Origin of the sequence: Achromobacter sp. SLBN-14, assembly GCF_006715415.1 — a bacterium.
Taxonomy (GTDB): Bacteria; Pseudomonadota; Gammaproteobacteria; order Burkholderiales; family Burkholderiaceae_B; genus Achromobacter; species Achromobacter mucicolens.
This window is the reverse complement of the sequence record NZ_VFNE01000001.1, coordinates 2506132-2531706: the sequence shown is the minus strand read 5'-3', so window position 1 is coordinate 2531706 and position 25575 is coordinate 2506132. Positions and strand designations below refer to the sequence as shown.

The following is a 25575-nucleotide window of genomic DNA, read 5'->3' as shown; positions in this document are numbered from 1 at the left end:
TCGGCGCGCCGCAAAACACAAAGGCCCCTGCATGCAGGGGCCTTTTTTGTACACCGCGCTGGCGCGGGCTTAGAGCTGGCCGTACGAGTGCAGGCCCGACAGGAACATGTTCACACCCAGGAAGGCAAAGCCCGTGATCAGCAGGCCCAGCAGCGCCCAGTAGGCCGCCATGGCGCCGCGCAGGCCCTTGATGAGGCGCATGTGCAGCCATGCCGCGTAGTTCAGCCAGACGATCAGCGCCCAGGTTTCCTTGGGGTCCCACTGCCAATACGCACCCCACGCATCGGCCGCCCACAGCGCCCCCAGAATGGTGGCGACGGTAAAGAAGGCAAACCCGATCGCGATGGCGCGATACATGATGTCATCCAGCACTTCCAGCGACGGCAGCGCGTCCGCAATACGGCGGCGGCCCAGCAGGATGGCGCCCACGATCACGGCCCCCACGCCGAAGTACAACATCCAGGTCGCGGAAAGGCCATCGGTGCGAAACACCATGGGCTCCGCGCACAGCAACACGCCCAGGATGAACAGCGGCGCAAGCTTGGCCCACGAGGTCGTGTGGCCATGCTGCTTGACCAGATATGCGAAGCCCACCATCGCCGCCAGCGAGAACGTTCCGTAGCCGATGAAGTTGGCCGGCACGTGCAGTTTCATCCACCAGCTCTTGAGCGCAGGCACCAGCGGCTGGATCTGTCCGGCGTCGCGCGTGAACGAATACCAGAGCAGGAACACGACGGCCGAGGTCACCACCAGCATCACGAAGCCGCCGAGCGCGCGCGTGGCGTACTTACGTTCGTAGTACAGGTAGAAGAGCGCGGTGATGAGCGAAAACAGGACGAAGACTTCGTACAGGTTGCTGACCGGGATATGGCCCAGGTCCGGACCCATCAGATGGCCCTCGCGCCAGCGCACGAGCAGGCCCGTGACACCCGCGAACACCGCGCCCCAGCTCAGCGCCGTGCCCAGCCAGGCGGCGGTCGGGCTGAACAGGCCGATCCAGTAGCACACCATCGACAGCGCAAACAGCGCGCTCATCCACAGGATCGCGGACTGCGAGGAAAACAGATACTTCAAAAAGAACACCTGCTCGGCGCGAGCCAGATCGTTGCCGTACAGCATCAGCGCGAAGCCCGCGGAGATCGCACAGGCGATCATCAAACGGCGCAGCGGACGCCACAGCCAGCCCAGCCAGGCCACCGCCGGCACCGTGCCGCACAGGATGATCTTCTCGTAATAGTCCATCGCGTGCCCGTAGCGGGTCAGCGCGAAACCTGCCCCCACCGCCAGCAGCAGGAAGAAGACGATGTCAGTCCAGTCGGGCTTTCCGCGTTGCGCGCGGCTGTCGCCGGTTTCGGACAAGGCATCCTGCCAAAGCGATTCAGGCGACGGGGGTGGCGTGGTGGTCGTGGTGGACATAAATAACCTTAAGACCCTTTTTTCTGGCGCAGCAGCGCCTGCTTGAAGCGTTCGAACTCTTGATTGAAGTCAAGTGTACGCTTCTGTGACGTCATGGCCGCCAGGACGCTGCTGCCGCCGCCTTGCGGTTTGACCCAGATCCAGACGCGGCGGTCGCGGATATAGAACATCGAAAACACGCCCAGGACCAGCAACAGGCTGCCCAGATAGACGGTGTTCTTGCCCGGCGTGCGGCTGACCTGGAAGACGCTGGCCTGCACGTGATTGAAGTCGGCCAGCGACAGGAACACGGGTGCGGGATAGACGGTCAGGTCGGACAGCGCGGCCACGGCCAGGCGCGACCACACTGCCGCGCGCTCGCCTTCCGGACCATCGACGGCCACCGGCTGCTGACCGGCGCGTTCGCGTGCGATGGCGCGCAATTCGTTCATGCTGGCGCCGATCAGGCGAATCACGACATCGGCGGCGCGCTCCAGATCGGCGGCGGGAGTATTGGCTTGCAAGAACGCCGCGACGGCCTGCAGGCCGCCGGCGGCAAAGGTGTCCAGCGCACGTTCGGCCGCGGTTTCCAGCGGCTGGCGATCGGCCCCCGACGGGCTGTTGCGCTCGGCAAAACGGCGGGCCGCTTCCTTGCGCGCGGCCGGATCGGCCAGCGTGGCGCGCAGACGCATGAATTCGGCGATGGAGCTGTCGTCGTCGGCCGGGATGCGCAGATAGCGGAAGGGCTCGCCGGCGTTGTTGCGCACGCCGGCCAGGAAGACGGCCGCACCGTCCAGTTCGACGGGCAGCATGTAGTTCTGGAACTCATGCGCCTGACCCGCATCGTCGATCAGCTTGTATTCGACGCTGGGCCCCACGTTGCGCAGGTTTTCGTTCTTCTTGCCGGCCGCGCTGCCCGCGACCGAGGCCACGTGTTCGGCAAAGCTCTGGTCGGCGCCCTTGGGGGCGCCGCGGGTCAGGTCTTCGACGTTGATCGGACGCATGGCCGTGACCTCGATGCCCATGCTGCGCGGGCCCTTGGCCGTTTGCGCCGTCAGCTCGCTGGTCTTGCCCACCGTACCGTCGACCGAGAACGTCGTGTCGTTGACGCCCACCAGCGGGTACCCCTTGAGCACGACTGTACTGCCGCCGTCGTCAAAGCTCGACTGATACACCGTCATGCCCTTGAAGCGCAGCGGCTCGTTCACTTCGATGGTCGAATCGAAGGTCTTGCCCGTGTCCGGATCCGTGACCTCGACTTCGCTGGCAAAGCGGCTGGGCATGCCGGTGGAGTAGTAGTCGACAATGAACTTCTTGAGCTTGAGCGTGAAAGGCATGGGCTGCACCAGCGCGCCATCGCCCACCATCACGACCGCCGTGCTGGCCTGCCCGCCCTCGGGCACCAGGACGCTTGCGCGAAAGCTGGGGTTGTTGACCGACAGGCGCCCGCTTTCAGGCACCTCGGAAATCAGCATGTTTTCGACGATGGGCTGCTTGCCGCCGAACATGACCTGCAGGCGCACCGGCAGTTCGCTGTCGAGCAGGCCGCCGATACAGATGATGACCATGGCGGCGTGAGCAAACACATAGCCCAGCCGGTTGGCGCTGCCCTTCTTGGCGGCCAGCAGAACGCCATCCTGGGCCTCGCGCACGCGCACCGCGTAACCCATGCGGCCCAGCAGCGCCTTCAGGCCGGTCACCGTCTGCGGCACGCCGGTGGGCTCGGTGGTCTCTACGCGATGCGGAAAGGCGCGCAGGCTGCCTTCGCGCACGTGCTCGCGAAACGATCGCGCGTCGCGAAGCATCTTGGGGGCATTTCGGATCAGACACACCGAGGTCGATACGACCAGAAAGCCCATGATCAGCAGGAACCACCAGCTGTTGTAGACGTGCCAGATAGAGAACTTGTCAAAGACCTCGAACCAGAACGGCCCGAACTGGTCGATGTAATTGTTGGACGATCGGTTCTGCTGCAGCACCGTACCCACCAGGCTGGCCACGCAGATGAACATCAGCAGGCTGACGGCAAAACGCATCGAACCCAGAAGTTCAAAGAGATCGCCTGGCAGGCTGCGCAGAGAGGGGCGGGAGTGGGTTCGGGTCGAATTCATGAAAAAAGGGGGGCCGCGCTATCGGCTACCCCCCTCATAGACAGTGCGAGCCGGAACGAGGTTCCGGCGCGCGCAAGTTGCATCAACGCGGACCGGCCGCGCACGTTGCGGCCAATTGCTTACCGAAGGCCAGCCGCGTAGTCCGACACCGCCTTGATGTCGGCATCCGACATGCGGTCCGCGATGGCGTGCATGACGTCGTTCTTGCGGTCGCCGCTGCGGAAAAGCTTCAGCTGCTCTTCGATATACACGGGGAACTGCCCCGACAAACGGGGGTACTGGCCAGGGATGCCTGCGCCATTGGCAGAATGGCACGCCGCGCAAGCCGGGACGTTGCGGTCAGGCAAACCGCCACGCCAGATCTTTTGACCTAGCTCAACCAAGTTCTCATGGCCGGCGGTGGCGGGTTCCTTCAGGGGCTGCTGCGCCAGATACAGAGCAATGTTCTGCATGTCTGCCGGCGTCAGGTTCTGCACCATGGCGGTCATGGGGCTGGGATTGCCGTCGGGGCCATTGCGCACGGGGGTCTTGGCGCCTTCCTTCACCTTGAAGTCGGCAAGCTGCTTGGCCAGGTACTCGTGCGGCTGCGCGGCAAGGTTCGGGTTCACCGGAATGGTGCTGTTACCCGCCGCGCCGTGACAGGAAGCACAGGCAATGATGCCGCGGGACGCGTCGCCCTGGTCAAACAGCTGACCGCCCTTGGCGGCGTCTGGTTTGGCCGGGCCCGCAGCGCCATTGGCGGCGAAACTCGTAGCAGAGAAGGCGGAGGCGCCGAGCAACAGCCCGCTCGCAACCAACATCCGGGACAGCACACGCTTCATGAAGACCTCGACGATCACATCGATCAAGGCGCAAAAAGGCGCCCACGCCTGCCCGCACTTGCAGTAAACCGTATCGAACCTGTTTTGCTTGTCCTGCTTTGCGATCTTGCTGCGGTGCTGCATCCATCGGCCCAAGAAGGGCTACAAAACGTCTGGATGGCAGCTAAACAGTAAGCAAAAAAGACGGCTCCGCACCCGCGGACCACTGTAGCAAACGCCGGATTATACAATAGGGCTCGAAACCAACCGTATCGAAAGCCATCCGTGTCCCTCCTACATCGCGCCTCCTTCCTCACCTCCGCGGCTCGCCTCGACCAGTTGCCGCCCGCCGGCGCTCCCGAGGTCTGCTTCGTTGGCCGCTCCAACGCCGGCAAATCCACGGCCATCAACGTGCTGTGCAACCAGCGCCGTCTTGCGTTCTCCAGCAAGACGCCGGGCCGCACGCGCCTGATCAACATGTTCAGCCTGCCCGACCCGCTGGACCCGGAAGCCCACATCGGCTATCTGGTCGACCTGCCCGGCTACGGCTATGCGTCCGTGGCCCGCAACGAAAAGGAAAAGTGGGCAGACATCCTGGGCGGCTATCTGCGCGACCGTGAATCGCTGGTCGGCATCGTGCTGCTCATCGACATCCGCCGCGGCGTGACCGAACTGGACCGGCGCCTGGCCAACTTCATCGCGCCCACCGGCCGCCCGGTGCTGGCCCTGCTGACCAAGGCCGACAAGCTGCCGTACGGCCAGCGCATGCGCACCGTCTTCTCGGTCCGCAAGGACCTCGCCGACATCGGCGCGCTGCATACGGTCCCCTTCTCGGCGCCCGAGCGCATCGGGCTCGAAGAGGCCGGCGCTCACATCGAAAATTGGATTTCCCCGAAGGTCGTACCATGAACCCGCAGATCATCACCCCTGAGTTTCCGGTTTCCCGCCCCCGCCGCCTGCGTCGCGACGACTTCACCCGCCGTCTGGTGCGCGAGAACGCCCTGACGGTCAATGACCTGATCTACCCGGTCTTCGTGGCCGAAGGCTCCGGCCTGCGCCAGCCGGTGGCGTCTCTGCCCGGCGTGGTCCGCTATTCGCTGGACACCCTGCTGCCCGTGGCCGAGGAATGCGTGGCGCTGGGCATTCCGGTGCTGTCGCTGTTTCCCGCCATCGACCCGGCGCTCAAGACCCCGGACGGCATCGAAGCCACCAATCCCGACGGCCTCATCCCGCGCGTGGTCCGCGAACTGAAGTCGCGTTTCCCGGAACTGGGCGTCCTGTGCGATGTGGCGCTGGACCCGTACACCAGCCACGGCCAGGACGGCGTCATCGACGCGGACGGCTACGTGGTCAACGAGCCCACCGTCGAAATCCTGGTCAAGCAGGCGCTCACGCAGGCCGAAGCCGGCGTGGACATGGTCGCCCCCAGCGACATGATGGACGGCCGCATCGGCGCAGTGCGCCGCGCGCTCGAAGCCAATGGCCACATCCACACGCGCATCATGGCCTATTCGGCTAAGTACGCCAGCGCGTTCTACGGTCCGTTCCGCGACGCCGTGGGCTCGGCCACCAACCTGGGCAAGTCCAACAAGATGGCCTACCAGATGGATCCGGGCAACCTCGACGAGGCGCTGCGCGAAGTGGCCGGGGACCTGCAGGAAGGCGCCGACATGGTCATGGTCAAGCCGGGCATGCCTTACCTGGACGTGCTGCGCCGGGTCAAGGACACGTTCCGCGTGCCGACCTTCGCCTATCAGGTGAGCGGCGAATACGCCATGATCAAGGCCGCCGCCGCCAATGGCTGGCTCGACCACGACAAGGTCATGATGGAGGCGCTGCTGGCATTCAAGCGCGCCGGCGCCGACGGCATCCTGACGTACTTCGCCATCGAAGCGGCAAAGCTGCTGAAAAGCCAGCGTTAAAGCCCGCGGGCGCAGCGGACTGCCGTTTGCGCCCTTCCCGTACTTTGCCGGCGTCAGGCGCCGGCCCCCCCATCGAATCAGGCCTTTGCAGCGGCAGCGCGTGCCGGTTGCGCGCCGCGGCGCAGGCCCAGCCACGTTCCGCCCAGCACACACCCCAGTCCGACGACATGGGTCAGGGTGACGTGCTCGTCAAGGAACAGGGCCGCGAACAGCAGCCCGAAAATCGGCAACCAATTCACGAACAGCGCGGCGCGGCTGATCCCCAGCCGCGCGATGCCCGCGTTCCAGACGATGTTGCTGACACCCGAGGCGATCACCGCCGAAAACATCAGCACGGCCCAGGGCCACCATGCCATCTGCCACGTGCCCGCCTGGTACGAAGACGGCGTCAGCGCGGCATGCCCGACCAGCATCAATCCGCCGGCCAGATACATGTACCAAAGCATGCCCAGCGGATCCATCATCCGCGACATCCGCTGAATCACCAGGCCGCCAAACACAAAGACGAGCACGGCCACGAACACCACCGCGTCGCCCCAGCCCGTCAGTCCGAGTTGCGCGCCGCTGCCCACCACCACCATGCCCACACCCAACAGGCCCAGCAGCGCGCCGGCGATGCGGGTGGTCGTTAGCTTTTCGCGGTAGAAGATAGCGGCCAGAAAGGCGGACAGCAACGGGCTGGTGGCCATGATGAGCGTGCCGTTGGCTGCCGATGAAAAGCGCAGTCCCGACACCAGTGCCACCTGGTGCGCGTACACCACCAGGAACCCTGCCAGCGCCACCCAGCCCAACTGCGTGCCACCGAGCTTCGGGATGCGGCCGCGGCGCGCCTTGATGATGAGTGTGACGGTGACAAACGCAATGACGATCCGAACGGCGGCCAGCGCCTGGATGTCCATGTGCTGCGTCAGATACTTGATGGAGACGATGTTCAGGCCCCAGGTGGCCATGACGAACATCAATTGAAGATAGATCAGACCATGCCGGTCCTGACTTGCATCAACGGTGGGGGACGTCACGGCGTCAGCCTGGAGGGAGATGGATGCGCCGCGCGGGCAGCGAAGCGATCATGGTATATCGCCCCTTCCCTCGATTCAATGCGCGGCGGGCCGCGTTGCGCGCATCAGACGATGGCGCACTGCCTGCTTGTCCGCCGCGCCCTCAGCGGACCAGGACGCGGTCCAGCGACTCGGTAAAGCGCTTGGCGTCCTGGAATCCCACGACGCGAGCTTCCGCGATCTCCTTGCCGCCGGGCTCGAAGAACATGATGCCCGGCGGGCCGAACAGTCGAAATCGTTTGAGCAGCGCACGGTCGTCGGCATTGTTCGCCGTCACGTCGGCCTGCACCAGCACCATTCCAGCCATGCGCTGCGCGACCCCCGCATCGGTAAAGGTGAATCGCTCCATCTCGCGGCACGACACGCACCAGTCCGCATAGAAGTCCAGCATCACCGGCCGGGTGCTCTGCGCCAGCACCGCGTCCAGTTCGGCGTTGCTGCGAACCCGAGTGAACTGGACCTCGCCCGCCGCGGCCCCGCCGGCAGCCGGCGCTTCACCGCGCGCGGCCAGGTGCGAGAGCGGCTGCAGGACGTCGCGGCCCCCGCTGGCGGCCCCCACCAGCCACGCCGCGGCCGCCAGGGCGAGCAGCAGGCCCAGTCCCTTGCCAAACATGCGACCGGCGCCTGCGCCAGGCGGCAGGGCATCAAAGGCGCGCAGCATCACGGCCGACACGACGGCCAGGAATGCCCAGCCCGTCATCTGCACCCACGTCGGCACGACGGGGATGAGCATCCACCACGCCGTCGCCAGCAACAGCATGCCGAACAGCCGCTTGACGCCGTCCATCCAGGGACCGGCCTTGGGCAGCAATGCCGAAGACGACGCGCCGACGATCAGCAGCGGCACGCCCATGCCCCACGCCATTGCAAAGAGCGCCGATCCGCCCAAGACCACGTCGCCCGTCTGCGAGATGTACAGCAAGGCGCCAGCAAGCGGAGCCGCAACGCAGGGACCCACGATCAGGGCCGACAGCGCGCCCATCACAAGGGCCCCGGTATATCGCCCGCCCGGCATGCGCGAGGACCGGTCCGACAGCATGGCCTGGATGCCGGAAGGCATCTGGAACGTGAACACGTCGAACATGGCCAGCGCCAGCACGGCCAGCAGGATGGCGAAGAGCGACAGGATCCACGGCGTCTGCAGCCAGGCGGCAAGCCCCGCGCCGCTCAGCCCGGCCGCCACGCCCAGCGCGGTGTACACGACCGACATGCCCAGCACGTACGTCGCGGCCAGCGCCAGACCGCGGCTGCGGCTCGGCCGGTGGTGCTGCGCCCCGCCCAGCACGATCGACGACAGGATGGGAATCATGGGCAGCACACATGGCGTGAAAGCCAGCAGCAGGCCCAGCACCAAAAAGACGCCCGCTGTCTTGATCCAGCCCAGACCGCCCAAGGCATCGGCCAGCCCCGTGTCGCCCGCGTTCACCAACGCGGACAATCCGCCGGAGGAAGCCGGCGCCGCGGGAGCGGCTCCGCCAATGCCCGTGCCCGCCACCGCATAACCGCCGGCCACGGGCGTGAGTTTGACGGTGCTGTCCATCGGCGGATAGCACAGCCCGGCATCCGCGCAGCCTTGGCCCGTCAACGTCAGCGTGAAGGGCTGTCCTCCCGCGCCGACGGGGACGCGGATCGTCACGTCCTTGTGAAAGACCTCCATATCTTTTTCGAAGGTCGGGTCGTATTTGACTTCGCCCTTGGGATAAACGGCTTGCCCGAGCGTGGTGGCGTCGGCCGGGGTGATCGCAATCCCGAAGCGCTCGCGGTACATGTAATAGCCGGGCGCCACGCGATAGTGCAATTCGAGCGTATCCGGCGACGCCATTTGCGCGCTGAACACAAAGGCCTTTTCCGGCTCGAGGAATTCAGTTTCCGCCCGCGCGGCGGTCTGCCATCCGAGCAGCAGAAGCATCACTGCCAGCAATGCCAGGCAGTGCCTCAGGATCGAAGGGGTCACGCTGCCGGCGCGCCCGCGCGCGCCAACCGTACCGGCAAGTTGCAACATCAGTTTCTCTTGTTCTGCGTAATGGCCGTCTGCTCGCGCACCCAGTCCAGGTATGGCGCCGCGCCGCCGATGACTGGCAGCACGATGATCTCGGGAACGTCGTAGGGGTGCATCTGCGACAGGGCCTGTACGACGGCGGCATGCCGCGCGTAGGTCGTCTTGATGTGGATGGGAATTTCCTCCGTCCCTTCGACCTCTCCGTTCCACAGGTAGATGGACAACCCCGGCGCGCCAAGGTTCACGCAGGCCGCCAGCCCGTCCTCGACGAGCACGTGCGCGATACGCTTGGCCAGAAGCAGATCCGGCGCATTGCTGATGACCAGCACGACGTCGTCATCGCGCAACATGGAACCTCCTTGGGATACCCGCGTGGGATGTAACTCGAGGTATTTTATCGATATTGCGGCCAACTCTCCGGCGCTGCCGGTCGCGCGGCCGCCGCGCCATCCCTTTTCACGCCGAGGCAAGCATGTCCGACAACTGCCTGTTCTGCCGCATCGCCCGTCACGAGATCCCCGCGCACGTCGTTCACGAAGACGACCGCCTCCTGGCCTTCCTGGATATCCACCCCGTGCGCGCCGGACACACGCTCATCATCCCCAAGCAGCACTATCCCTACTACGAGGACATGCCGGCCGACCTGGCGGCCAGCATCGTCAACCTGGGTCAGCGGCTGGGGCGCCAGATGAAGCGCCTGTACGGCGTTGAGCGCGTGGGTTTTGCCTTCACGGGGATCCACGTTGCGCACGCGCATGCGCACGTCATCCCGATGCACCACCCGCAGGACGTGACATCGACGCAGTACATCGAGCAGCAGGATCTGACGTTCAAGATGCCGCCTCAGTCGCCGCCGGAAGCGCTGGCGGCCACGGCGGCGCAACTACGCGGGCAACTGCGCGGCGGCCCCGAACGTGGAGAATGAGCGCGGCGAACGCGCGCAGTAAGCGAAGGAAGGCGAAAAAAACAAGGGCGGGTCCGAAGACCCGCCCTTGTCGCTTATCTAGCTGCCGAAATTACTCGGCGCTGTCCTCAGCGGCTTCATCGACTTCCGGACGGTCAACCAGTTCCATGAAAGCCATGGGAGCGTTGTCGCCTTGACGGAAGCCCATCTTCAGCACGCGGGTGTAGCCGCCGTTACGGGCCGCGTAGCGCGGGCCGATTTCGGCAAACAGCTTCACAACCGCATCGCGATCGCGCAGACGGGCAAACGCCAGACGCTTGTTCGCGAGGGTGGGCTCCTTGCCCAGCGTGATCAGGGGTTCGATGACGCGGCGCAATTCTTTCGCCTTCGGCAGCGTGGTCTTGATTGCTTCGTGAGTGATCAGCGAAACAGCCATGTTGCGGAACATGGCAAGACGGTGACTGCTGGTGCGGTTGAGCTTACGCAAGCCATTACCGTGACGCATGATAAGTTTCCTTTGAATCTAAAGACGGCGTTTCCGCCATCGGGTTGCCGGCTCTTCTATCAGCCTGCAATCAGGCTGCGGTCCGGTAGAAAACGGGGCATTTTACGACGATTTCGCAAATCGCCCGGCAACAAAGGCCGGGCGCTACGGGAGACGCCCCTTCGCAGGGGCGGCACCCTTTCAAGACTTAGGGACGCTCCAGGCCCAGGGGCGGCCAGTTCTCGAGCTTCATGCCGAGGGTCAGGCCACGTGCAGCCAGCACTTCCTTGATCTCGTTGAGCGACTTGCGACCCAGGTTCGGGGTCTTGAGCAGCTCGTTTTCGGTACGCTGGATCAGGTCGCCGATGTAGTAGATGTTTTCGGCCTTCAGGCAGTTGGCCGAACGCACCGTCAGCTCCAGGTCGTCGACCGGGCGCAGCAGCACCGGATCGATCTGCGGCGTGCCGCGGACCGGGGCTTCGTACGAATCGCCGGCGCCTTCCAGAGCGGCGAACACCGAGATCTGGTCCATCAGAATGCGGGCCGATTGGCGCACCGCTTCCTCGGGCGAGATCACGCCGTTGGTTTCGATGTCCAGAACCAGCTTGTCCAGGTCGGTGCGTTGTTCCACGCGGGCGCTTTCAACGGCGTAGCTCACGCGGCGAACCGGGCTGAACGAGGCGTCCAGAACGATGCGGCCGATGGTGTGCGTGCGGTCTTCCGACAGCGCGCGCACGTTGCCCGGCACATAGCCGCGGCCCTTCTCGACCTTGATCTGCATTTCCAGCTTGCCCGCTTCCGTCAGGTTGCAGATGGCATGGCCGGGGTTGATGATCTCGACGTCGTGCGGCAGCTCGATGTCGCTGGCCAGCACGGTGCCGGCGCCAGACTTGCGCAGAACCAGCGTCACTTCGTCGCGGTTGTGCAGCTTGAAGACCACGCCCTTCAGGTTCAGCAGGATGTCGACGACATCTTCGCGAACGCCCGGGATGGTCGAGTATTCGTGCACCACACCGGTCATCTGGACTTCGGTCGGCGCGTAGCCGGTCATCGAAGACAACAGGATGCGGCGCAGGGCGTTGCCCAGCGTGTGACCGTAGCCACGCTCGAACGGCTCCATCACGATCTTGGCATGGTGCGTGCCGACCGGTTCGACTTCAATGGAGCGCGGCTTCAGGAAACCTTGAGTGGACATGTACTGAATTCCTTTTCAATACCCTCGGCTCGTTACACCGATAAGGCTGATGGACAGGGTGAGACGGTAAAGCTTGAAACACGGGCTGCGAAAAAGCCGCCCGATACTTACCGCAAAGCCCGCTCCACCAAAACGGCGAAAGCGGGCTGCTGCGGGACGTGCAAACGGGTCGACCGGGTCGCGGGACCAGCTTGCCAGCACCTTGCGAAGGAGGCGCCAGCAGGCGTGATTAACGCGAGTACAGTTCGACGACCATCGATTCGTTGATGTCGCGAGCGACGTCAGCGCGATCGGGGGCCGACTTGAACGTGCCGGTCAGCTTGGCCGCGTCGACTTCCACCCACTGGGGGATGCCGATGCTGGTGGCCAGGTCGAGCGATTCCTTGATACGGCCTTGCTTCTTGGCCTTTTCACGAACCGAGATGACGTCGCCAGCCTTGACCAGCATCGAAGCGATGTCAGCCGTGTGGCCGTTCAGTTCGATGGCGCGGTGGCTCACCAGCTGGCGAGCTTCGGCGCGCGTCGAGCCGAAGCCCATGCGGTAGACGACGTTGTCCAGGCGCGATTCCAGCAGCTGGATCAGCGTTTCGCCGGTGTTGCCACGGCGACGCTCGGCTTCAGCGAAGTACTTGCGGAATTGCTTTTCCAGCACGCCGTACATGCGCTTGAGCTTTTGCTTTTCGCGCAGCTGCAGGCCGTAGTCGGAAGTGCGGGCACCCGAAGTGCGGCCGTGTTGGCCAGGCTTGGAATCCAGCTTGCACTTGGAATCCAGCGAGCGGCGGGCGCTCTTCAGGAACAGGTCAGTACCCTCGCGGCGCGAGAGCTTGCATTTGGGTCCAATATAACGTGCCATGTGGATTCCCTTTAGATACGACGACGCTTCGGCGGACGGCAGCCGTTGTGCGGAACGGGCGTGATGTCGGCGATGGACGAGATCTTGATGCCCAGCGCGTTCAGTGCGCGAACCGACGACTCGCGGCCAGGACCGGGGCCCTTGATGCGGACTTCCAGCGTCTTGATGCCGTACTCGAGCGCAACGCGGCCGGCCGTTTCAGCGGCAACCTGCGCGGCAAACGGGGTCGACTTACGCGAACCCTTGAAGCCAGCACCGCCCGACGTGGCCCACGACAGCGCGTTGCCCTGACGGTCGGTGATGGTGATGATGGTGTTGTTGAACGAAGCGTGAACGTGCGCGATGCCGTCCGAGACGTTCTTCTTGACCTTTTTGCGCACGCGCGAAGCGCCGCTGGTGGAAGCTTTCGCCATAATCCTGTTCCTCGATTATTTCTTCAGGGACGCAGCAGCACGACGCGGGCCCTTGCGGGTCCGGGCGTTGGTGCGAGTGCGCTGGCCGCGCACGGGCAAACCGCGCTTGTGACGCATACCGCGGTAGGTTCCCAGGTCGATCAAACGCTTGATCGAGAGCTGTACTTCACGACGCAGGTCGCCTTCAACCGTGAACAAACCAACATGTTCGCGGACGCGTTCCAATTCAGCGTCGCTCAGATCCTTGACCTTTTTGTCAAAGGGTACGTTTGCCGCTTCGCAAATCTTGCGAGCGCGCGTACGACCGATGCCAAAAATGGCGGTCAGGCCGATCTCGGCGTGCTGTTGCGGCGGAATGTTAATGCCAGCAATACGGGCCATGACTGTTCCTTGAATAAATCCGTTGCGTAGTCGCTAACCCGAGTTAGCCTTGACGCTGCTTGTGACGCGGGTCGGTGCAGATAACGCGCACCACGCCGTGACGTTTGATAACTTTGCAGTTGCGGCAGATCCGCTTAACCGATGCCATTACTTTCATGGTTGACTCCTAATTTTCCGTAATCCGGTTTCGCTCACTTGGAGCGGAAAACAATCCTGGCTCGCGTCAGATCATAGGGCGTGAGCTCCACTGTGACCTTGTCACCCGGCAGGATCCGGATGTAATGCATACGCATCTTGCCGGAAATATGGCCCAACACCACGTGGCCGTTTTCGAGCTTGACGCGAAATGTCGCGTTCGGGAGGTTCTCAAGAACCTCACCTTGCATCTGAATGACGTCGTCCTTGGACATTCTTTTGCTTACCGCATCGGCAAACCCGCGCCCTTGAAGTTGGCCTTCTTGAGCAACGAGTCGTACTGGTGAGACATCATGTAGGCCTGAACCTGCGCCATGAAATCCATCGTCACCACCACAATGATCAACAGAGACGTACCACCGAAGTAGAAAGGAACGTTCCAGCGCATCACCAAGAATTCCGGCAACAGGCACACCAACGTGATGTAGATGGCACCTGCGAGCGTCAAACGCATCAGGATCTTGTCGATGTAGCGCGCCGTTTGCTCGCCCGGACGGATGCCCGGAACAAACGCACCACTCTTCTTCAGGTTGTCCGCCGTTTCGCGGCTGTTGAAAACCAGAGCCGTGTAGAAAAAGCAGAAGAAAATAATCGCGACCGAGTACAGCGTGATGTAGAGCGGTTGACGAGGCGACAGGGCCGCAGCCAGGTCGCTAAGCCAGCGCATGTTCTCGCTGCTGGAGAACCAGCTCGTGATCGTGGCCGGGAACAGAATGATCGACGACGCGAAGATCGGCGGAATCACCCCTGCCATGTTCAGCTTCAGCGGCAGATGCGAGCTCTGACCACCGTAGACCTTGTTGCCGACCTGACGCTTGGCGTAGTTCACCGTGATCTTGCGCTGTCCGCGTTCCACGAACACCACAAAAGCGGTAACCAGCACCACCAGAGCCACGATGAACAGCGCCGAAAGCACAGACATCGCGTTGGTGCGGACCAGGTCCAGCAGTGCAGCCAGCGCCGCGGGCAGACCCGCAACGATACCTGCGAAGATCAGGATGGAGATCCCGTTGCCCAGACCGCGCTCCGTGATTTGCTCACCCAGCCACATGACGAACATGGTGCCGGTGACCAAGGTCACGACGGTCGTGAAGCGGAACAGCATGCCCGGATCGATCACCAGTCCCTGTTGGGACTCCAACGCCACCGAAATGCCCACTGCTTGCACCAGCGCCAGCACAACCGTGCCGTAGCGGGTGTATTGGGTAATCTTCCGACGACCGGATTCGCCCTCTTTCTTGAGCGCTTCCAGCGACGGCACCACCACCGACATCAACTGCATGATGATGGATGCCGAAATGTACGGCATGATCCCCAGGGCAAAAATCGAGAAACGCGAGAGCGCCCCGCCCGAGAACATGTTGAACAGGCCCAGGATCCCGCCCTGGTTCTGACGGAACAAGTCCGCCAGCGCGTCCGGGTTGATACCCGGAACCGGGATGTGTGTACCCAAACGGTAAACCACCAGGGCGAGCACCAGGAACACCAGACGGCGCTTCAAATCGCCGTATCGTGCTCCGGATTTGCCCAATGCCTGCGCGTTAGCCACTCGTCACCTCTGATCAAGCAAGCGAGCCGCCCGCGGCTTCGATGGCGGCGCGAGCGCCGGCCGTCGCGGTAATGCCCTTGAGCACGACCTTGCGCGAGAGTTCACCAGACTTGATGACCTTGGCGTAACGAACCGCCTGGCCAATCACGCCGGCCGCCTTCAGCGCTTGCACATCGATTTCGTCGATGGGCAGGGCTTCGAGGTCCGACAAGAGAACTTGTGCATACAGGTGTTGACCCAGCGGGGTGAAACCACGCTTGGGCAGGCGACGTTGCAGCGGCATTTGACCGCCTTCGAAGCCAACCTTGTGGAAACCGCCCGAGCGCGACTTCTGACCCTTGTGGCCACGGCCGGCGGTCTTACCCAGACCCGAACCGATGCCACGGCCGACGCGGCGCTTGGCGTGCTTGCTGCCCTCGGCGGGCTTCAGCGTATTAAGTTGCATATCCGACATGGTGATTCCTTAGGCTTCCGAGACGGAAACGAGATAATCCACCTTACGGATCATCCCACGCACCTCGGGCGTATCGACCAGCACGCGGCTGCTGTTGATGCGACCCAAGCCCAAACCGCGAACCGTATCACGGTGCGATTGCTTGGTACCGATCACCGAGCGCACGAGGGTCACTTTGATCTGCTTCTGAGCCATGATTTACCCCAGGATTTCTTCGACCGTCTTGCCGCGCTTGGCAGCAACATCGGCCGGGGTCAGGGAGGCGCGCAGGCCGTTCAACGTGGCGCGAACCATGTTGTAGGGGTTGCTCGAGCCCAGGCTCTTGGCAACCACGTTACGCACACCCATCACTTCGAAAATAGCGCGCATCGGGCCGCCGGCGATAACGCCAGTACCTTCAGCAGCGGGCGAAATCAGCACGGTAGCGGCGCCATGCTTGCCAACCACGGTGTGGTGCAGCGTGCCGTTCTTCAGAGCAACCTTGAACATGCCGCGACGGGCTTGTTCCATGGCCTTCTGAACGGACACCGGCACTTCACGCGCCTTGCCCTTACCCATGCCGATGCGGCCATCGCCATCGCCAACCACGGTCAGCGCGGCAAAGCTCATGGTGCGACCACCCTTGACCACTTTGCTCACGCGGTTGACCGCGATCATCTTTTCGCGGAGGCCGTCATCGTTCTCTTTTTCCGCGGCGTTCTTGCCTTGTACTTTAGCCATTTGACAGATCCTCGCTTAGAACTTCAGGCCGGCTTCACGCGCGGCATCGGCCAGCGCCTTGACGCGGCCATGGTAACGAAAGCCCGAGCGATCGAAAGCGACCAGTTCGATACCGGCAGCCTTGGCCTTTTCGGCCACGCGCTTGCCAACCAGCGTCGCAGCGGCTTTGTTGCCGCCCTGACCGGTTTGGCCGGCCAGTTGCGCACGCACTTCGGCTTCCACCGTCGAGGCGCTGACCAGAACGCGATCGCCTTCCGGCGAAATGATGTTGGCGTAGATGTGCTGGTTCGAGCGGAAAATCGAGAGGCGATGAACGCGCAGCTCGTTGATCTTCCGGCGAGTCGGAACCGCACGACGCAAACGGGAAACTTTTTTGTCCATGATTCGTCCTTGCGTGCGCCGTTATTTCTTCTTGGTTTCTTTGATGACGACGCGTTCGTCCGAGTAACGCACGCCCTTGCCCTTGTAGGGTTCGGGTTCGCGGTACGCGCGGATTTCAGCGGCCACCTGACCGACGACTTGCTTGTTGGAGCCCTTGATGACGATTTCCGTCTGGGTGGGGCATTCGGCCTTGATACCGGCCGGCAACTGATGCAAAACGTCGTGCGAGAAACCGAGCTGCAGCTTAACGGCGTCGCCTTGAATCGAGGCGCGGTAACCCACGCCAACCAGATTCAGCTTGCGCTCGAATCCCTTGCTCACGCCGTTGACCATGTTGGCCACCAGCGCGCGCACGGTGCCCGACATGGCATTGGCGTGACGGGAATCGTTGGCGGCGACAAACGTGAGCTTGCCACCGTCCAGCGAAATCGTGACGTCGCCAGTCAGGGGTTGGGTCAAGGAGCCCAGCGGGCCCTTGACGGTGATCTGATCCTGCTTGACGTCAGCTTCGACGCCCTTGGGCAGTTCGACCGGATACTTAGCGATACGTGACATTCGAATTTCTCCTTAGGCCACGTAGCACAGCACTTCGCCGCCGACGCCGTTGGCGCGAGCCTTACGGTCGGTCATGACGCCGCGCGAGGTCGAAACGATAGCCACGCCCAGGCCGTTCATGACCTGAGGAATGCTGGTACGGCCCTTGTAGATACGCAGACCAGGACGCGAGACGCGTTCGATGCGCTCGATGACCGGACGGCCAGCGTAGTACTTCAGGGTGATCTCGAGCTCAGGCTTGGCCTGGGTGCCCTTGATTTCAAAGCTGTCGATGTAGCCTTCGTCTTTCAGCACAGCGGCAATAGCCGCCTTCAGCTTCGAGGAGGGCATGCTCACCGTAACTTTGTCCACTTGCTGCGCATTGCGAATGCGGGTCAGCATATCGGCGATGGGATCGCTCATGCTCATATTGTTTCTCCTACCAGCTGGCCTTGGTGATGCCGGGGATTTCACCCTTCATCGCCATTTCACGCAGTTTGTGGCGCGTCAGACCGAACTTGCGGAACACACCGCGAGGACGACCGGTGACCACGCAACGGTTGCGTTGACGCGTCGGGTTGGCATTGCGCGGCAGCTGTTGCAGCTTGAGCCGAGCTTGGTAACGTTCTTCGTCGGTCTTCGACTGGTCGTCGATGATCGCCTTCAACTCAGCGCGCTTGGCAGCGAACTTGTCAGCCAGCTTGGCGCGCTTGATGTCGCGATTGATGAGGGAAAGTTTAGCCACGTCATCAGCCCCTTAGTTACGGAACGGGAAGCTGAAGGCCGTCAACAGCGCCTTGGCTTCTTCGTCGGTCTTCGCGGAGGTGGTGATGCTGATGTTCAGCCCACGCAGCGCGTCGATCTTGTCGTACTCGATTTCGGGGAAAATGATTTGCTCTTTCACCCCGATGTTGTAGTTGCCACGGCCGTCGAACGCACGACCCGAGATACCGCGGAAGTCGCGCACGCGAGGCAGCGCAACCGCCACCAGGCGATCCAGGAATTCGTACATGCGTTGACCACGCAGCGTGACCATGCAACCAATCGGGTAGTTTTCGCGGATCTTGAAACCGGCGATAGCCTTCTTGGTCTTCGTCACGACAGGCTTCTGGCCGGCGATCTTGGTCAGATCCGACACAGCGTGCTCAATGACTTTCTTGTCGGAGACCGCTTCCGAGACACCCATGTTCAGGGTGATCTTGGTGATGCGCGGCACTTCCATGACGCTCTTGTAGCCAAACTTGGCCTGCAGGTCGCCAGCGACCTTGCTCTTGTAGAAATCTTGCAAACGAGACATGTCTATCGCCCCTTACGCCTTGGCGCCGACAACGGCACCATTGGAACGGAACACGCGGACCTTGCGACCTTCGACTTCTTGAACGCCCACGCGGTCGCCACGACCGGTTGCGGGGTTGAAGAGCGCCACATTCGAGATGTGGATCGGCATGGTCTTTTCGACAATCCCGCCCGGGTTGTTAGCCATCGGGTTGGCTTTCACGTGCTTCTTGGCAACATTGACGCCTTCGACCAGGACGTGGTCGGCGCCAACGCGGGCCAGCACGGTACCGCGACGCTTCTTGTCGCGGCCGGTCAGGACGATGACTTCGTCGCCTTTACGAATGTTGTTCATCGTAGGGCTCCTTACAGCACTTCCGGGGCCAGCGACACGATCTTCATGAACTTCTCGGTACGCAGTTCACGCGTAACGGGTCCGAAGATGCGGGTGCCGATAGGCTCCAGCTTGGCGTTGAGCAACACGGCGGCATTGCCACCGAAACGAATCAGCGAACCGTCTTTACGGCGCACGCCCTTGGCGGTACGAACCACCACGGCATTGTAAATTTCGCCTTTCTTGACGCGTCCGCGCGGAGCCGCATCTTTGACGCTCACCTTGATGATGTCGCCGATACCGGCATAACGGCGCTTGGAGCCACCGAGCACCTTAATGCACATGACATGACGCGCACCAGTGTTATCGGCCACGTCCAGCGTGGTCTGCATTTGGATCATGATTTTTCCTGTTCCAACTTAACTGGAAATACGGTTTTCCCAACAAGGGAACACTGCAATTCCTGCCAGTTTTGGTCCCGTCAGGTCAGCCGCCCTGCTTTTATGTCGGCAAGTCCGTAACTACTTGGACCAGCAACCGGTTGGCAACGCAACGACCCTGGGTTGAAATCCTGCGGGTATTCCCCCCGACGCGCTCATCTAGCCTTCGGCTTCGATGAATCGACAATCTGGGAAAGCTGATAATTCTAACGTGGTTAATTTTTGAGCGCAAGCACTTTGTTGGGATTGCGCACAAAAGACCACGCCCCCTGTCAAGGGGGTCGGTTTGGCGGGCCATCCGCCCCTATTTCTGGCGGTAGTAGCCCTTCTCCCAGGCGTCATGATTTGCCTTGCCGCGACGGATTTCGTCCGTGAACGGCGCAGCCATGAGCACCAGGCGATTCAACCATTTTACAGGAGCGCGGCAAGGACGCTCGAAGTCCACGAAAAGCACGGCCCGCAGGCCATCGGTGTCGTTGTGCACCTGATGGGGATACAGGTCGTCGAAGACGACAGCCTGGCCTTCGCGCCAGCTATAGCGTTGGCCGCCCACCTCGATCCAGCACTGCTCGGGCGGCTCGGGGACGACCAGGCCCAGGTGCAGGCGCAACACGCCGTTGTACGGCCCAGTGTGCAGCGGAATGCGCTTGCCGGCCTCGAGGATGGAGAAGAAGGCGGTGCGGATGCCCGGAATGTCCTGCAGCGCGCGGGCAGTATCCGGGCAGCGCGCAAGATTGCGATCGGAGCGCAGGCCGTAGCCCATGAAGACGAAGGTCTTCCATTGGTCGTCGGACGTGATCATGCCCACGTCCGGTGAAATCTGATGGAAGGCAGGCAAGGCCTGGCGGTCGGCCAAGAGGCCGGTCAGTTCGGCGCGGATGGCGGGCGCCCGCGCTTCGAGGGCGGCAATCCAGGGGAACTGGCTGTTCTGGAATATGGGTTTGTCGCCCACCAGCGAGGCCTGCGCGATGCGCTGGCGCAGCCAGTCGATGAAACCGAAAAACACCCGGGAGTACAGGCTGGGATGGGTGGCCGGGCGCGCATCGACGGGTTGCACCATAGGTAGACGAAAAGACAGCCGAAGATTCCCTATTTTTGCCCCTGGCGATGCGCTCGCGCAAGCGTGCGATGAGCCCAATGGCCCCAAGCTCACATCGGGGATTGGCTCCGTTTGACCGGGACAAGCTGGTTTAGACTGCCGTGGGCAGCAGCAGCCGCTGCTCCTTTCCGCTACCCATTCCTATTTCGCAAGGAACGACAGGCATGTATGAACAGTTGGCGCTGTATATCGACGGCGAATTCGTCGCCGGCGAGGGCAGGCGCACCCAGGACGTCATCAACCCGGCCACGCTCGAGGTGCTCGGCCAGCTGCCCCACGCCACGCAAGCGGATCTGGATCGCGCCCTTGCCGCCGCCCAGCGCGCTTTCGAATCGTGGAAGAAATCCTCGCCCATGGACCGCTCGGCGATCCTGCGCAAGGTCGCCACGCTGTCGCGAGAGCGCGCCCAGGAGATCGGCCGCAACATGACGCTGGATCAGGGCAAGCCGCTGGCCGAAGCCGTCGGCGAAGTCACCTCCTGCGCCGAGCACGCCGATTGGCACGCCGAGGAATGCCGGCGCATCTACGGCCGCGTTATCCAGCCGCGCAACCCCGACGTCCGCCAGATCGTGGTGCGCGAGCCCATCGGCGTCTGCGCCGCCTTCACGCCCTGGAACTTCCCGTACAACCAGGCCATCCGCAAGATCGCCGCCGCCATCGGCGCCGGCTGCACGGTCGTGCTCAAGGGGCCCGAGGATTCGCCCAGCGCGGTCATGGCCATTGCGCGCATGTTCCACGACGCCGGTCTGCCCAAGGGCTGCCTGAACATCGTCTGGGGCGAGCCCGCCATGATCTCGGACTACCTGATCCGTTCGCCGATCGTGCGCAAGGTGTCGTTCACTGGCTCCGTGCCGGTAGGCAAGCAGCTTGCGGCGCTGGCCGGCGCGCACATGAAACGCGTCACCATGGAACTGGGCGGCCATTCGCCCGTGCTCGTGTTCGACGACGCGGACATCGACCGCGCGGCCGAGATGCTGGCCAAGTTCAAGGTGCGCAACGCCGGCCAGGTCTGCGTGTCGCCCACCCGCTTCTATGTGCAGGACGGCGCGTACGAGCAGTTTCTTGCACGGTTCTCGGAAGTGCTCAAGAACATCAAGGTGGGCGACGGCCTGGAAGCCGGCACCGAAATGGGGCCGCTCGCCCATGAGCGCCGCGTGCCCGCCATGAGCGCCTTCATCGACGACGCCAAGAAGCACGGCGCGAAGGTGGTGGTCGGCGGCGGTCCGCTGGATCGCAAGGGTTTCTTCTTTGCGCCCACCGTGGTCACGGACCTGCCCGACAACGCCATGCTGATGACCGAGGAGCCCTTCGGTCCGGTCGCACCCGTGGTTCGTTTCAGCGACACCGATGAGGTGCTGCGCCGCGCCAACAGCCTGCCGTTCGGCCTGTCTTCGTACGTGTTCACGAACTCGCTGAAGACCGCGACCAAGGTCTCCAACGGCCTGGAAGCCGGCATGGTCAACATCAACCACTTCGGCAGCGCCCTGGCCGAGACGCCCTTCGGCGGCATCAAGGACAGCGGCATCGGCAGCGAAGGCGGCACGGAAACCTTCGAAGGCTACCTGGTCACGAAGTTCATCACGCACGTCTGATCCTGCGACCGTCGCATCGCAAAGCCCCGCACGTCAGGTGCGGGGCTTTTTTTTGCCTGTCGCGTGACGCGGACCGGTTCGGCATTCATGACGCTGTCATGCGGGTCAGTGAGCATTGGGCCCGCTTACAAGTAGCTGACCCGAAAAACTGTCCCAGGCAGCTGACCAGCGGCTGCCGGCCCGGCATGGCCAACACCCCTGCCTGAACGCCGCCGCACCGAACTATCCAGGATATCCAAGCCCGATGACGCTTCGCCCATACCGCCCCGTCCGCACCGCAGCCTCGCTGCTGCTCGTTGCCCTACTCGCCGCATGCGGCGGCGACAAGGACGACGACAACACGACGCCGCCCGTTGCCGAGACGCCGCCCCCGACCGAAACGCCCGCGCAGCCGCCCGCCCCCGTGCAGGTTGCATTCATGCCCGACATCCACTTCCATGACGTCTACGCGGACTTCAAGGATGGCTCGTTCCCCGGCATTCCGAACCCGAAGGCCGGCGACAACGCGACCATCCGCACGATGTACGCGCAACTGACGTCCACGCGTCTGTTCAACGAGAACTACTTTGCGTTCCTGGCCGCGCTGGACGATGCCGCAAAGCGCGGCGTGAAGTACATCGCGCTGCCGGGCGACTTCTCGGACGACGGCCAGCCTGTGCACATGCGCGGCCTGGTCAAGATCATGGATGACTATTCGAAGAAGCACGGCATCCAGTTCTTTGCCGCACCGGGCAACCACGATCCCAACCGCCCCTTCAACCAGCCAGCCGGCAAGAGCGACTATCTTGGCCTGGATCCCGTGACGGGCGCGATCGGTTTCTCGCAACCGATCTACAGCCGCGGCGCCAATGTGTGCAACACGGCCTACAGCGGCGACTGGACGCGGATTGGCAATACGTACTGCACCGAGGAAGTGCTGCACATGGGCTACTCGGGCATCACGGCCGCGCTCGAGCAGCACGGCTTCATGCCCCAGCCGCAGAACGTGTACTACGAGACGCCTTACAGCACCTACAAGTACGAAGACTACGACTACGCGACCGCGGCGGCGCAAGCCAACTGGATCAACCGCCAGTATGAGATCTGTGCCGAAGGCACGGGCGGCCCGAACAAGCCGCAGAACTACACGCTGTGCAAGATGGTGCCCGACACGTCCTACGTGGTCGAACCCGTCAAGGGCGTGTGGCTGGTGGGCCTGGACGCCAACGTCTATGTGCCCACGGGCCCGGGCGCAAACGACTTCACCGGTTCGGGCGACCAGGGCTACAACAAGATGCTGACCCACAAGGCCCACGTCATCAAGTGGCTGGCCGACGTGGTCGCGCGCGGCAAGGCGCAGGGCAAGCAGGTCATCGCCTTCAGCCACTTCCCGATGTCCGAGTTCTTCAATGGCGCGTCAGACGACATCGAGGCGCTGCTGGGCGCCAACAAGATGCAGATGATCCGCCGACCCGCGGAGAACACCACCCGCGCGCTGGCCGAGACCGGTTTGAAGGTGCACGTGGGCGGCCACATGCACTTCAATGACATGGCCTTGCGCAACTACGGCGGCGAACACGCGCTCTTCAACATCCAGGCGCCCTCCATGGCGGCCTACGTGCCCGCGTACAAACTCATGACGCTGCAGAGCGCCGACGAGATCGAAGTGCAGACCATCCGTCTGGACGAGGTGCCGCGCTTTGATGAACTGTTCGACCTCTACCGCGCCGAGAACGCCTACACCGTGCCGCCGCGCTGGGACGTGTCGATCCTGGACGCCAAGGACTACGGCGACTTCACGTATCGCTACATGAGCGAGCTGGTGCGCCTGCGTCTGCTCAACGACGACTGGCGCTGCGAAATGCGCGAACTGGTCAAGAGCCCGTTGACGGGCGCAGACCTGCTGGCGTTGTCCCAGCTGCAGACGACGGTGACGCTGAAGGAACTGGCAAACACCGGCAACCAGAACAACCTGACGCCCGCGTTCTTCGCGTGCCTGTCTGATGGCGGTGGCAGCGGCGCGAGCAATGCGGCCTATGCCGCGGATGCGGCCAACGCCCAGACGCGCGCACAAGCCCTGGCCCAGGCCAACGGCATGCAGTTGTCGGACTTCGCGCAGTGGACGGCGCTGGAAATGGCAGGCGACTTCGTGCGCCTTGCCAATGCGGGCGACCTGGCGTTCACGGATATTCCGGCGCAGCGCGCCAGCCAGTACAAACTGCTGGCCCAGGCGCTTAACCAGACCAACGCCGCCGTGCAGATGAACGGCAACAACGTCAGCAACGCCAACACGCCGGCCGATCTGTTCAAGGCGCGCTTCAAGCCGTTGATGGCGATCATGCTGAAGCTCGCAAACGGCGCGCCGTCCGAGCACATCCGCCTGGACCTGACCACCAACAGCATCGTCAACCTGTCCAACCAGCCTTCGCCGTTCTAAGCGGGTTTACCTGCCCTGAATGGCCAACGGCCCGCTGATCCAGCGGGCCGTTGTGCATTGGCGATTCGTGCTCAATCCTGGGTGGCACGGCCGCCTGCCCGCAGATCCCGGGGCGTCACGCCAAAGCGCTGCTTGAACAGCCGGCTGAAATGCGAAGGGTGGGAAAATCCCACCTGATACGCCAGCTCGGCGATGCCGCGATGACGATGCCGCGCGTCCAGGAGCAGTTCGCGGCACCGGTCCAGCCGCTGCTCGAAGATGAATGACTCCACGGACAGTCCACCCGCGCGCAGGATGCGGTGCAGATAGGCGACGGAAACGCCGCAGCCCTGCGCCACCCGCGAGGGCGACAGATCAGGATCGGCGAGGTGCTGGCGGATGTAAGCCAGCACGCGCGCGCGATGCGCCACCGTGACGCTGCTGTCCGCCTCCGACACCTGCCCGTGTCCGGGCTGCACCAGAAAGAGCACGATGAGATCGATCAACCGCTCGCCCAGTTCGGCCGCTTCGGTATCGGACCAGCCTTCCATGCCCTTGAACAGGTGATCCATGTAGCCGGCCAGGAGCGCACCGCGCGGCGATCCGTCGTCGGTGCGCAGCTTGTAGAAGGCGCCGATGCGCGAATCCCGCTGCGACAACGCGCTACGGGGAAACGAGACGCTCAGGCTTCGATAGCCCGTCGCGCCGTTGGCGGTGGCCTGGTAGGGCAGGCTCTGGTTCATCAGGTACACGCAACCCGGTTCCACCTGGAATTCCCGGCCCTGCTGACGCACCGCCAGCGGACCGGCCAGCGGCAGGCCAAACGTGTAGAACTCCTGGTCCAGCCGCGACACATTGCCCGCGGTGCGTTCCAACCGCTGGCCCTGGTAATGCAGGTCGTTGAATTGCAGGCTGGCGCGGCGCGCGTAGCGGACGTGGCCCGCAAACTGACCGGCTTTGCCGCCGTGCACCTCGAACGGCCCGAAGGCATCGGCCAGCGCGGCGCGCCACTGATCGCGCCGGTCGGCGCCGGCGCTGGCCGAAATGGCGAATTCCGTATCTGGCATGGCACGTCTCCTGGTGCACGGGCGC

31 protein-coding genes are annotated in these 25575 nt (G+C 63.2%); 5 read left to right on the top strand and 26 right to left on the bottom strand.

Features of this window, described 5'->3' with window-relative positions:
* Positions 1 to 69 precede the first annotated feature (69 nt).
* From ccsB to FBY20_RS11560, 3 genes are all read right to left on the bottom strand, one after another.
* Positions 70 to 1416 (bottom strand): c-type cytochrome biogenesis protein CcsB, encoded by a 1347-nt coding sequence (gene ccsB, locus FBY20_RS11570; protein ID WP_056327078.1) that lies wholly within the window; start codon positions 1414 to 1416, stop codon positions 70 to 72.
* Between the two features lie 8 nt (positions 1417 to 1424).
* Positions 1425 to 3506: a cytochrome c biogenesis protein ResB gene (locus FBY20_RS11565; protein WP_056327076.1), complete on the bottom strand. Its 2082-nt coding sequence runs from the start codon at positions 3504 to 3506 to the stop codon at positions 1425 to 1427.
* Between the two features lie 119 nt (positions 3507 to 3625).
* The gene (locus tag FBY20_RS11560; protein WP_108006863.1) at positions 3626 to 4327 is read right to left on the bottom strand and encodes a cytochrome c; all 702 of its coding nucleotides are present in this window, start codon (positions 4325 to 4327) and stop codon (positions 3626 to 3628) included.
* A gap of 264 nt (positions 4328 to 4591) precedes the next feature.
* On the opposite strand from FBY20_RS11560, the gene yihA reads away from it, so the two are divergent.
* Together yihA and hemB are read left to right on the top strand one after the other, a co-directional pair.
* The gene (gene yihA, locus FBY20_RS11555; protein WP_056327074.1) at positions 4592 to 5215 is read left to right on the top strand and encodes a ribosome biogenesis GTP-binding protein YihA/YsxC; all 624 of its coding nucleotides are present in this window, start codon (positions 4592 to 4594) and stop codon (positions 5213 to 5215) included.
* Positions 5212 to 6228 carry a porphobilinogen synthase gene (gene hemB, locus FBY20_RS11550; protein ID WP_056327072.1) on the top strand — a complete coding sequence of 339 codons (1017 nt, stop codon included), beginning with the start codon at positions 5212 to 5214 and terminating at the stop codon, positions 6226 to 6228. Before yihA ends, hemB begins: the two co-directional genes overlap by 4 nt.
* A 77-nt stretch (positions 6229 to 6305) precedes the next feature.
* Here hemB and FBY20_RS11545 read toward each other — a convergent pair whose 3' ends face one another.
* The 3 genes from FBY20_RS11545 to cutA all read right to left on the bottom strand — a co-directional run bounded on the left by FBY20_RS11545 (position 6306) and on the right by cutA (position 9635).
* Positions 6306 to 7187: a DMT family transporter gene (locus FBY20_RS11545; RefSeq protein WP_056327390.1), complete on the bottom strand. Its 882-nt coding sequence runs from the start codon at positions 7185 to 7187 to the stop codon at positions 6306 to 6308.
* Between the two features lie 202 nt (positions 7188 to 7389).
* Entirely contained in the window at positions 7390 to 9288 is a 1899-nt protein-coding gene (dsbD, locus tag FBY20_RS11540; protein ID WP_142052192.1) for a protein-disulfide reductase DsbD, read from the bottom strand.
* A complete protein-coding gene (gene cutA / locus FBY20_RS11535) occupies positions 9288 to 9635 on the bottom strand; it encodes a divalent-cation tolerance protein CutA (protein ID WP_056327070.1) in 348 nt (115 codons plus the stop codon). The genes dsbD and cutA overlap by 1 nt, the downstream gene beginning before the upstream one ends.
* 122 nt (positions 9636 to 9757) lie before the next feature.
* Here cutA and FBY20_RS11530 point away from each other — a divergent pair, with 122 nt between their 5' ends.
* The gene (locus FBY20_RS11530) at positions 9758 to 10210 is read left to right on the top strand and encodes an HIT family protein (RefSeq protein ID WP_056327068.1); all 453 of its coding nucleotides are present in this window, start codon (positions 9758 to 9760) and stop codon (positions 10208 to 10210) included.
* A 91-nt stretch (positions 10211 to 10301) separates the two neighbouring features.
* On the opposite strand, the gene rplQ is transcribed toward FBY20_RS11530, so the two are convergent.
* The 19 genes from rplQ to FBY20_RS11435 form a co-directional block, all read right to left on the bottom strand.
* Entirely contained in the window at positions 10302 to 10694 is a 393-nt protein-coding gene (gene rplQ, locus FBY20_RS11525) for a 50S ribosomal protein L17 (RefSeq protein ID WP_006389635.1), read from the bottom strand.
* Positions 10695 to 10881: 187 nt separating this feature from the next.
* A complete protein-coding gene (gene rpoA / locus FBY20_RS11520) occupies positions 10882 to 11868 on the bottom strand; it encodes a DNA-directed RNA polymerase subunit alpha (protein WP_008169002.1) in 987 nt (328 codons plus the stop codon).
* Between the two features lie 229 nt (positions 11869 to 12097).
* Positions 12098 to 12721, bottom strand: a complete 624-nt coding sequence (gene rpsD / locus FBY20_RS11515) for a 30S ribosomal protein S4 (RefSeq protein ID WP_056327065.1) — start codon at positions 12719 to 12721, stop codon at positions 12098 to 12100.
* Between the two features lie 11 nt (positions 12722 to 12732).
* Positions 12733 to 13134, bottom strand: coding sequence for a 30S ribosomal protein S11 (gene rpsK, locus FBY20_RS11510; RefSeq protein WP_006216516.1), 402 nt, complete (start codon positions 13132 to 13134; stop codon positions 12733 to 12735).
* A 15-nt stretch (positions 13135 to 13149) separates the two neighbouring features.
* On the bottom strand, positions 13150 to 13515 hold the full coding sequence (rpsM, locus tag FBY20_RS11505) for a 30S ribosomal protein S13 (protein WP_008168996.1): 366 nt from the start codon (positions 13513 to 13515) through the stop codon (positions 13150 to 13152).
* A gap of 43 nt (positions 13516 to 13558) precedes the next feature.
* A complete protein-coding gene (gene rpmJ, locus FBY20_RS11500) occupies positions 13559 to 13672 on the bottom strand; it encodes a 50S ribosomal protein L36 (RefSeq protein WP_003806928.1) in 114 nt (37 codons plus the stop codon).
* 34 nt (positions 13673 to 13706) lie between these two features.
* On the bottom strand, positions 13707 to 13925 hold the full coding sequence (gene infA / locus FBY20_RS11495; RefSeq protein WP_003806927.1) for a translation initiation factor IF-1: 219 nt from the start codon (positions 13923 to 13925) through the stop codon (positions 13707 to 13709).
* An 8-nt stretch (positions 13926 to 13933) separates the two neighbouring features.
* Complete coding sequence (gene secY, locus FBY20_RS11490; RefSeq protein WP_056327063.1) at positions 13934 to 15259, bottom strand: preprotein translocase subunit SecY; 1326 nt, start codon at positions 15257 to 15259, stop codon at positions 13934 to 13936.
* A gap of 13 nt (positions 15260 to 15272) precedes the next feature.
* The gene (gene rplO / locus FBY20_RS11485; protein WP_056327061.1) at positions 15273 to 15713 is read right to left on the bottom strand and encodes a 50S ribosomal protein L15; all 441 of its coding nucleotides are present in this window, start codon (positions 15711 to 15713) and stop codon (positions 15273 to 15275) included.
* Between the two features lie 9 nt (positions 15714 to 15722).
* Entirely contained in the window at positions 15723 to 15908 is a 186-nt protein-coding gene (gene rpmD / locus FBY20_RS11480) for a 50S ribosomal protein L30 (RefSeq protein WP_006216520.1), read from the bottom strand.
* 3 nt (positions 15909 to 15911) lie between these two features.
* Complete coding sequence (gene rpsE / locus FBY20_RS11475) at positions 15912 to 16433, bottom strand: 30S ribosomal protein S5 (protein ID WP_008168987.1); 522 nt, start codon at positions 16431 to 16433, stop codon at positions 15912 to 15914.
* Between the two features lie 15 nt (positions 16434 to 16448).
* The gene (gene rplR, locus FBY20_RS11470) at positions 16449 to 16814 is read right to left on the bottom strand and encodes a 50S ribosomal protein L18 (protein WP_008168985.1); all 366 of its coding nucleotides are present in this window, start codon (positions 16812 to 16814) and stop codon (positions 16449 to 16451) included.
* A 21-nt stretch (positions 16815 to 16835) separates the two neighbouring features.
* A complete protein-coding gene (gene rplF, locus FBY20_RS11465) occupies positions 16836 to 17369 on the bottom strand; it encodes a 50S ribosomal protein L6 (RefSeq protein WP_056327059.1) in 534 nt (177 codons plus the stop codon).
* 12 nt (positions 17370 to 17381) lie between these two features.
* Positions 17382 to 17777, bottom strand: a complete 396-nt coding sequence (gene rpsH, locus FBY20_RS11460) for a 30S ribosomal protein S8 (protein WP_006216525.1) — start codon at positions 17775 to 17777, stop codon at positions 17382 to 17384.
* Positions 17778 to 17787: 10 nt separating this feature from the next.
* Positions 17788 to 18093: a 30S ribosomal protein S14 gene (gene rpsN / locus FBY20_RS11455; RefSeq protein ID WP_006216527.1), complete on the bottom strand. Its 306-nt coding sequence runs from the start codon at positions 18091 to 18093 to the stop codon at positions 17788 to 17790.
* Between the two features lie 12 nt (positions 18094 to 18105).
* Complete coding sequence (rplE, locus tag FBY20_RS11450) at positions 18106 to 18645, bottom strand: 50S ribosomal protein L5 (protein WP_006216529.1); 540 nt, start codon at positions 18643 to 18645, stop codon at positions 18106 to 18108.
* A gap of 12 nt (positions 18646 to 18657) precedes the next feature.
* On the bottom strand, positions 18658 to 18978 hold the full coding sequence (gene rplX, locus FBY20_RS11445; RefSeq protein ID WP_008168975.1) for a 50S ribosomal protein L24: 321 nt from the start codon (positions 18976 to 18978) through the stop codon (positions 18658 to 18660).
* An 11-nt stretch (positions 18979 to 18989) separates the two neighbouring features.
* On the bottom strand, positions 18990 to 19358 hold the full coding sequence (gene rplN, locus FBY20_RS11440) for a 50S ribosomal protein L14 (protein WP_006216531.1): 369 nt from the start codon (positions 19356 to 19358) through the stop codon (positions 18990 to 18992).
* A 343-nt stretch (positions 19359 to 19701) separates the two neighbouring features.
* Positions 19702 to 20457 (bottom strand): aspartyl/asparaginyl beta-hydroxylase domain-containing protein, encoded by a 756-nt coding sequence (locus FBY20_RS11435; RefSeq protein ID WP_255452320.1) that lies wholly within the window; start codon positions 20455 to 20457, stop codon positions 19702 to 19704.
* Positions 20458 to 20660: 203 nt separating this feature from the next.
* Here FBY20_RS11435 and FBY20_RS11430 point away from each other — a divergent pair, with 203 nt between their 5' ends.
* Complete coding sequence (locus tag FBY20_RS11430; protein WP_056327056.1) at positions 20661 to 22088, top strand: NAD-dependent succinate-semialdehyde dehydrogenase; 1428 nt, start codon at positions 20661 to 20663, stop codon at positions 22086 to 22088.
* A gap of 244 nt (positions 22089 to 22332) precedes the next feature.
* Positions 22333 to 24504, top strand: coding sequence for a metallophosphoesterase (locus tag FBY20_RS11425; protein ID WP_056327054.1), 2172 nt, complete (start codon positions 22333 to 22335; stop codon positions 24502 to 24504).
* Positions 24505 to 24575: 71 nt separating this feature from the next.
* Here FBY20_RS11425 and FBY20_RS11420 read toward each other — a convergent pair whose 3' ends face one another.
* Positions 24576 to 25550, bottom strand: a complete 975-nt coding sequence (locus FBY20_RS11420; protein WP_056327052.1) for a helix-turn-helix domain-containing protein — start codon at positions 25548 to 25550, stop codon at positions 24576 to 24578.
* Between the last annotated feature and the right edge of the window lie 25 nt (positions 25551 to 25575).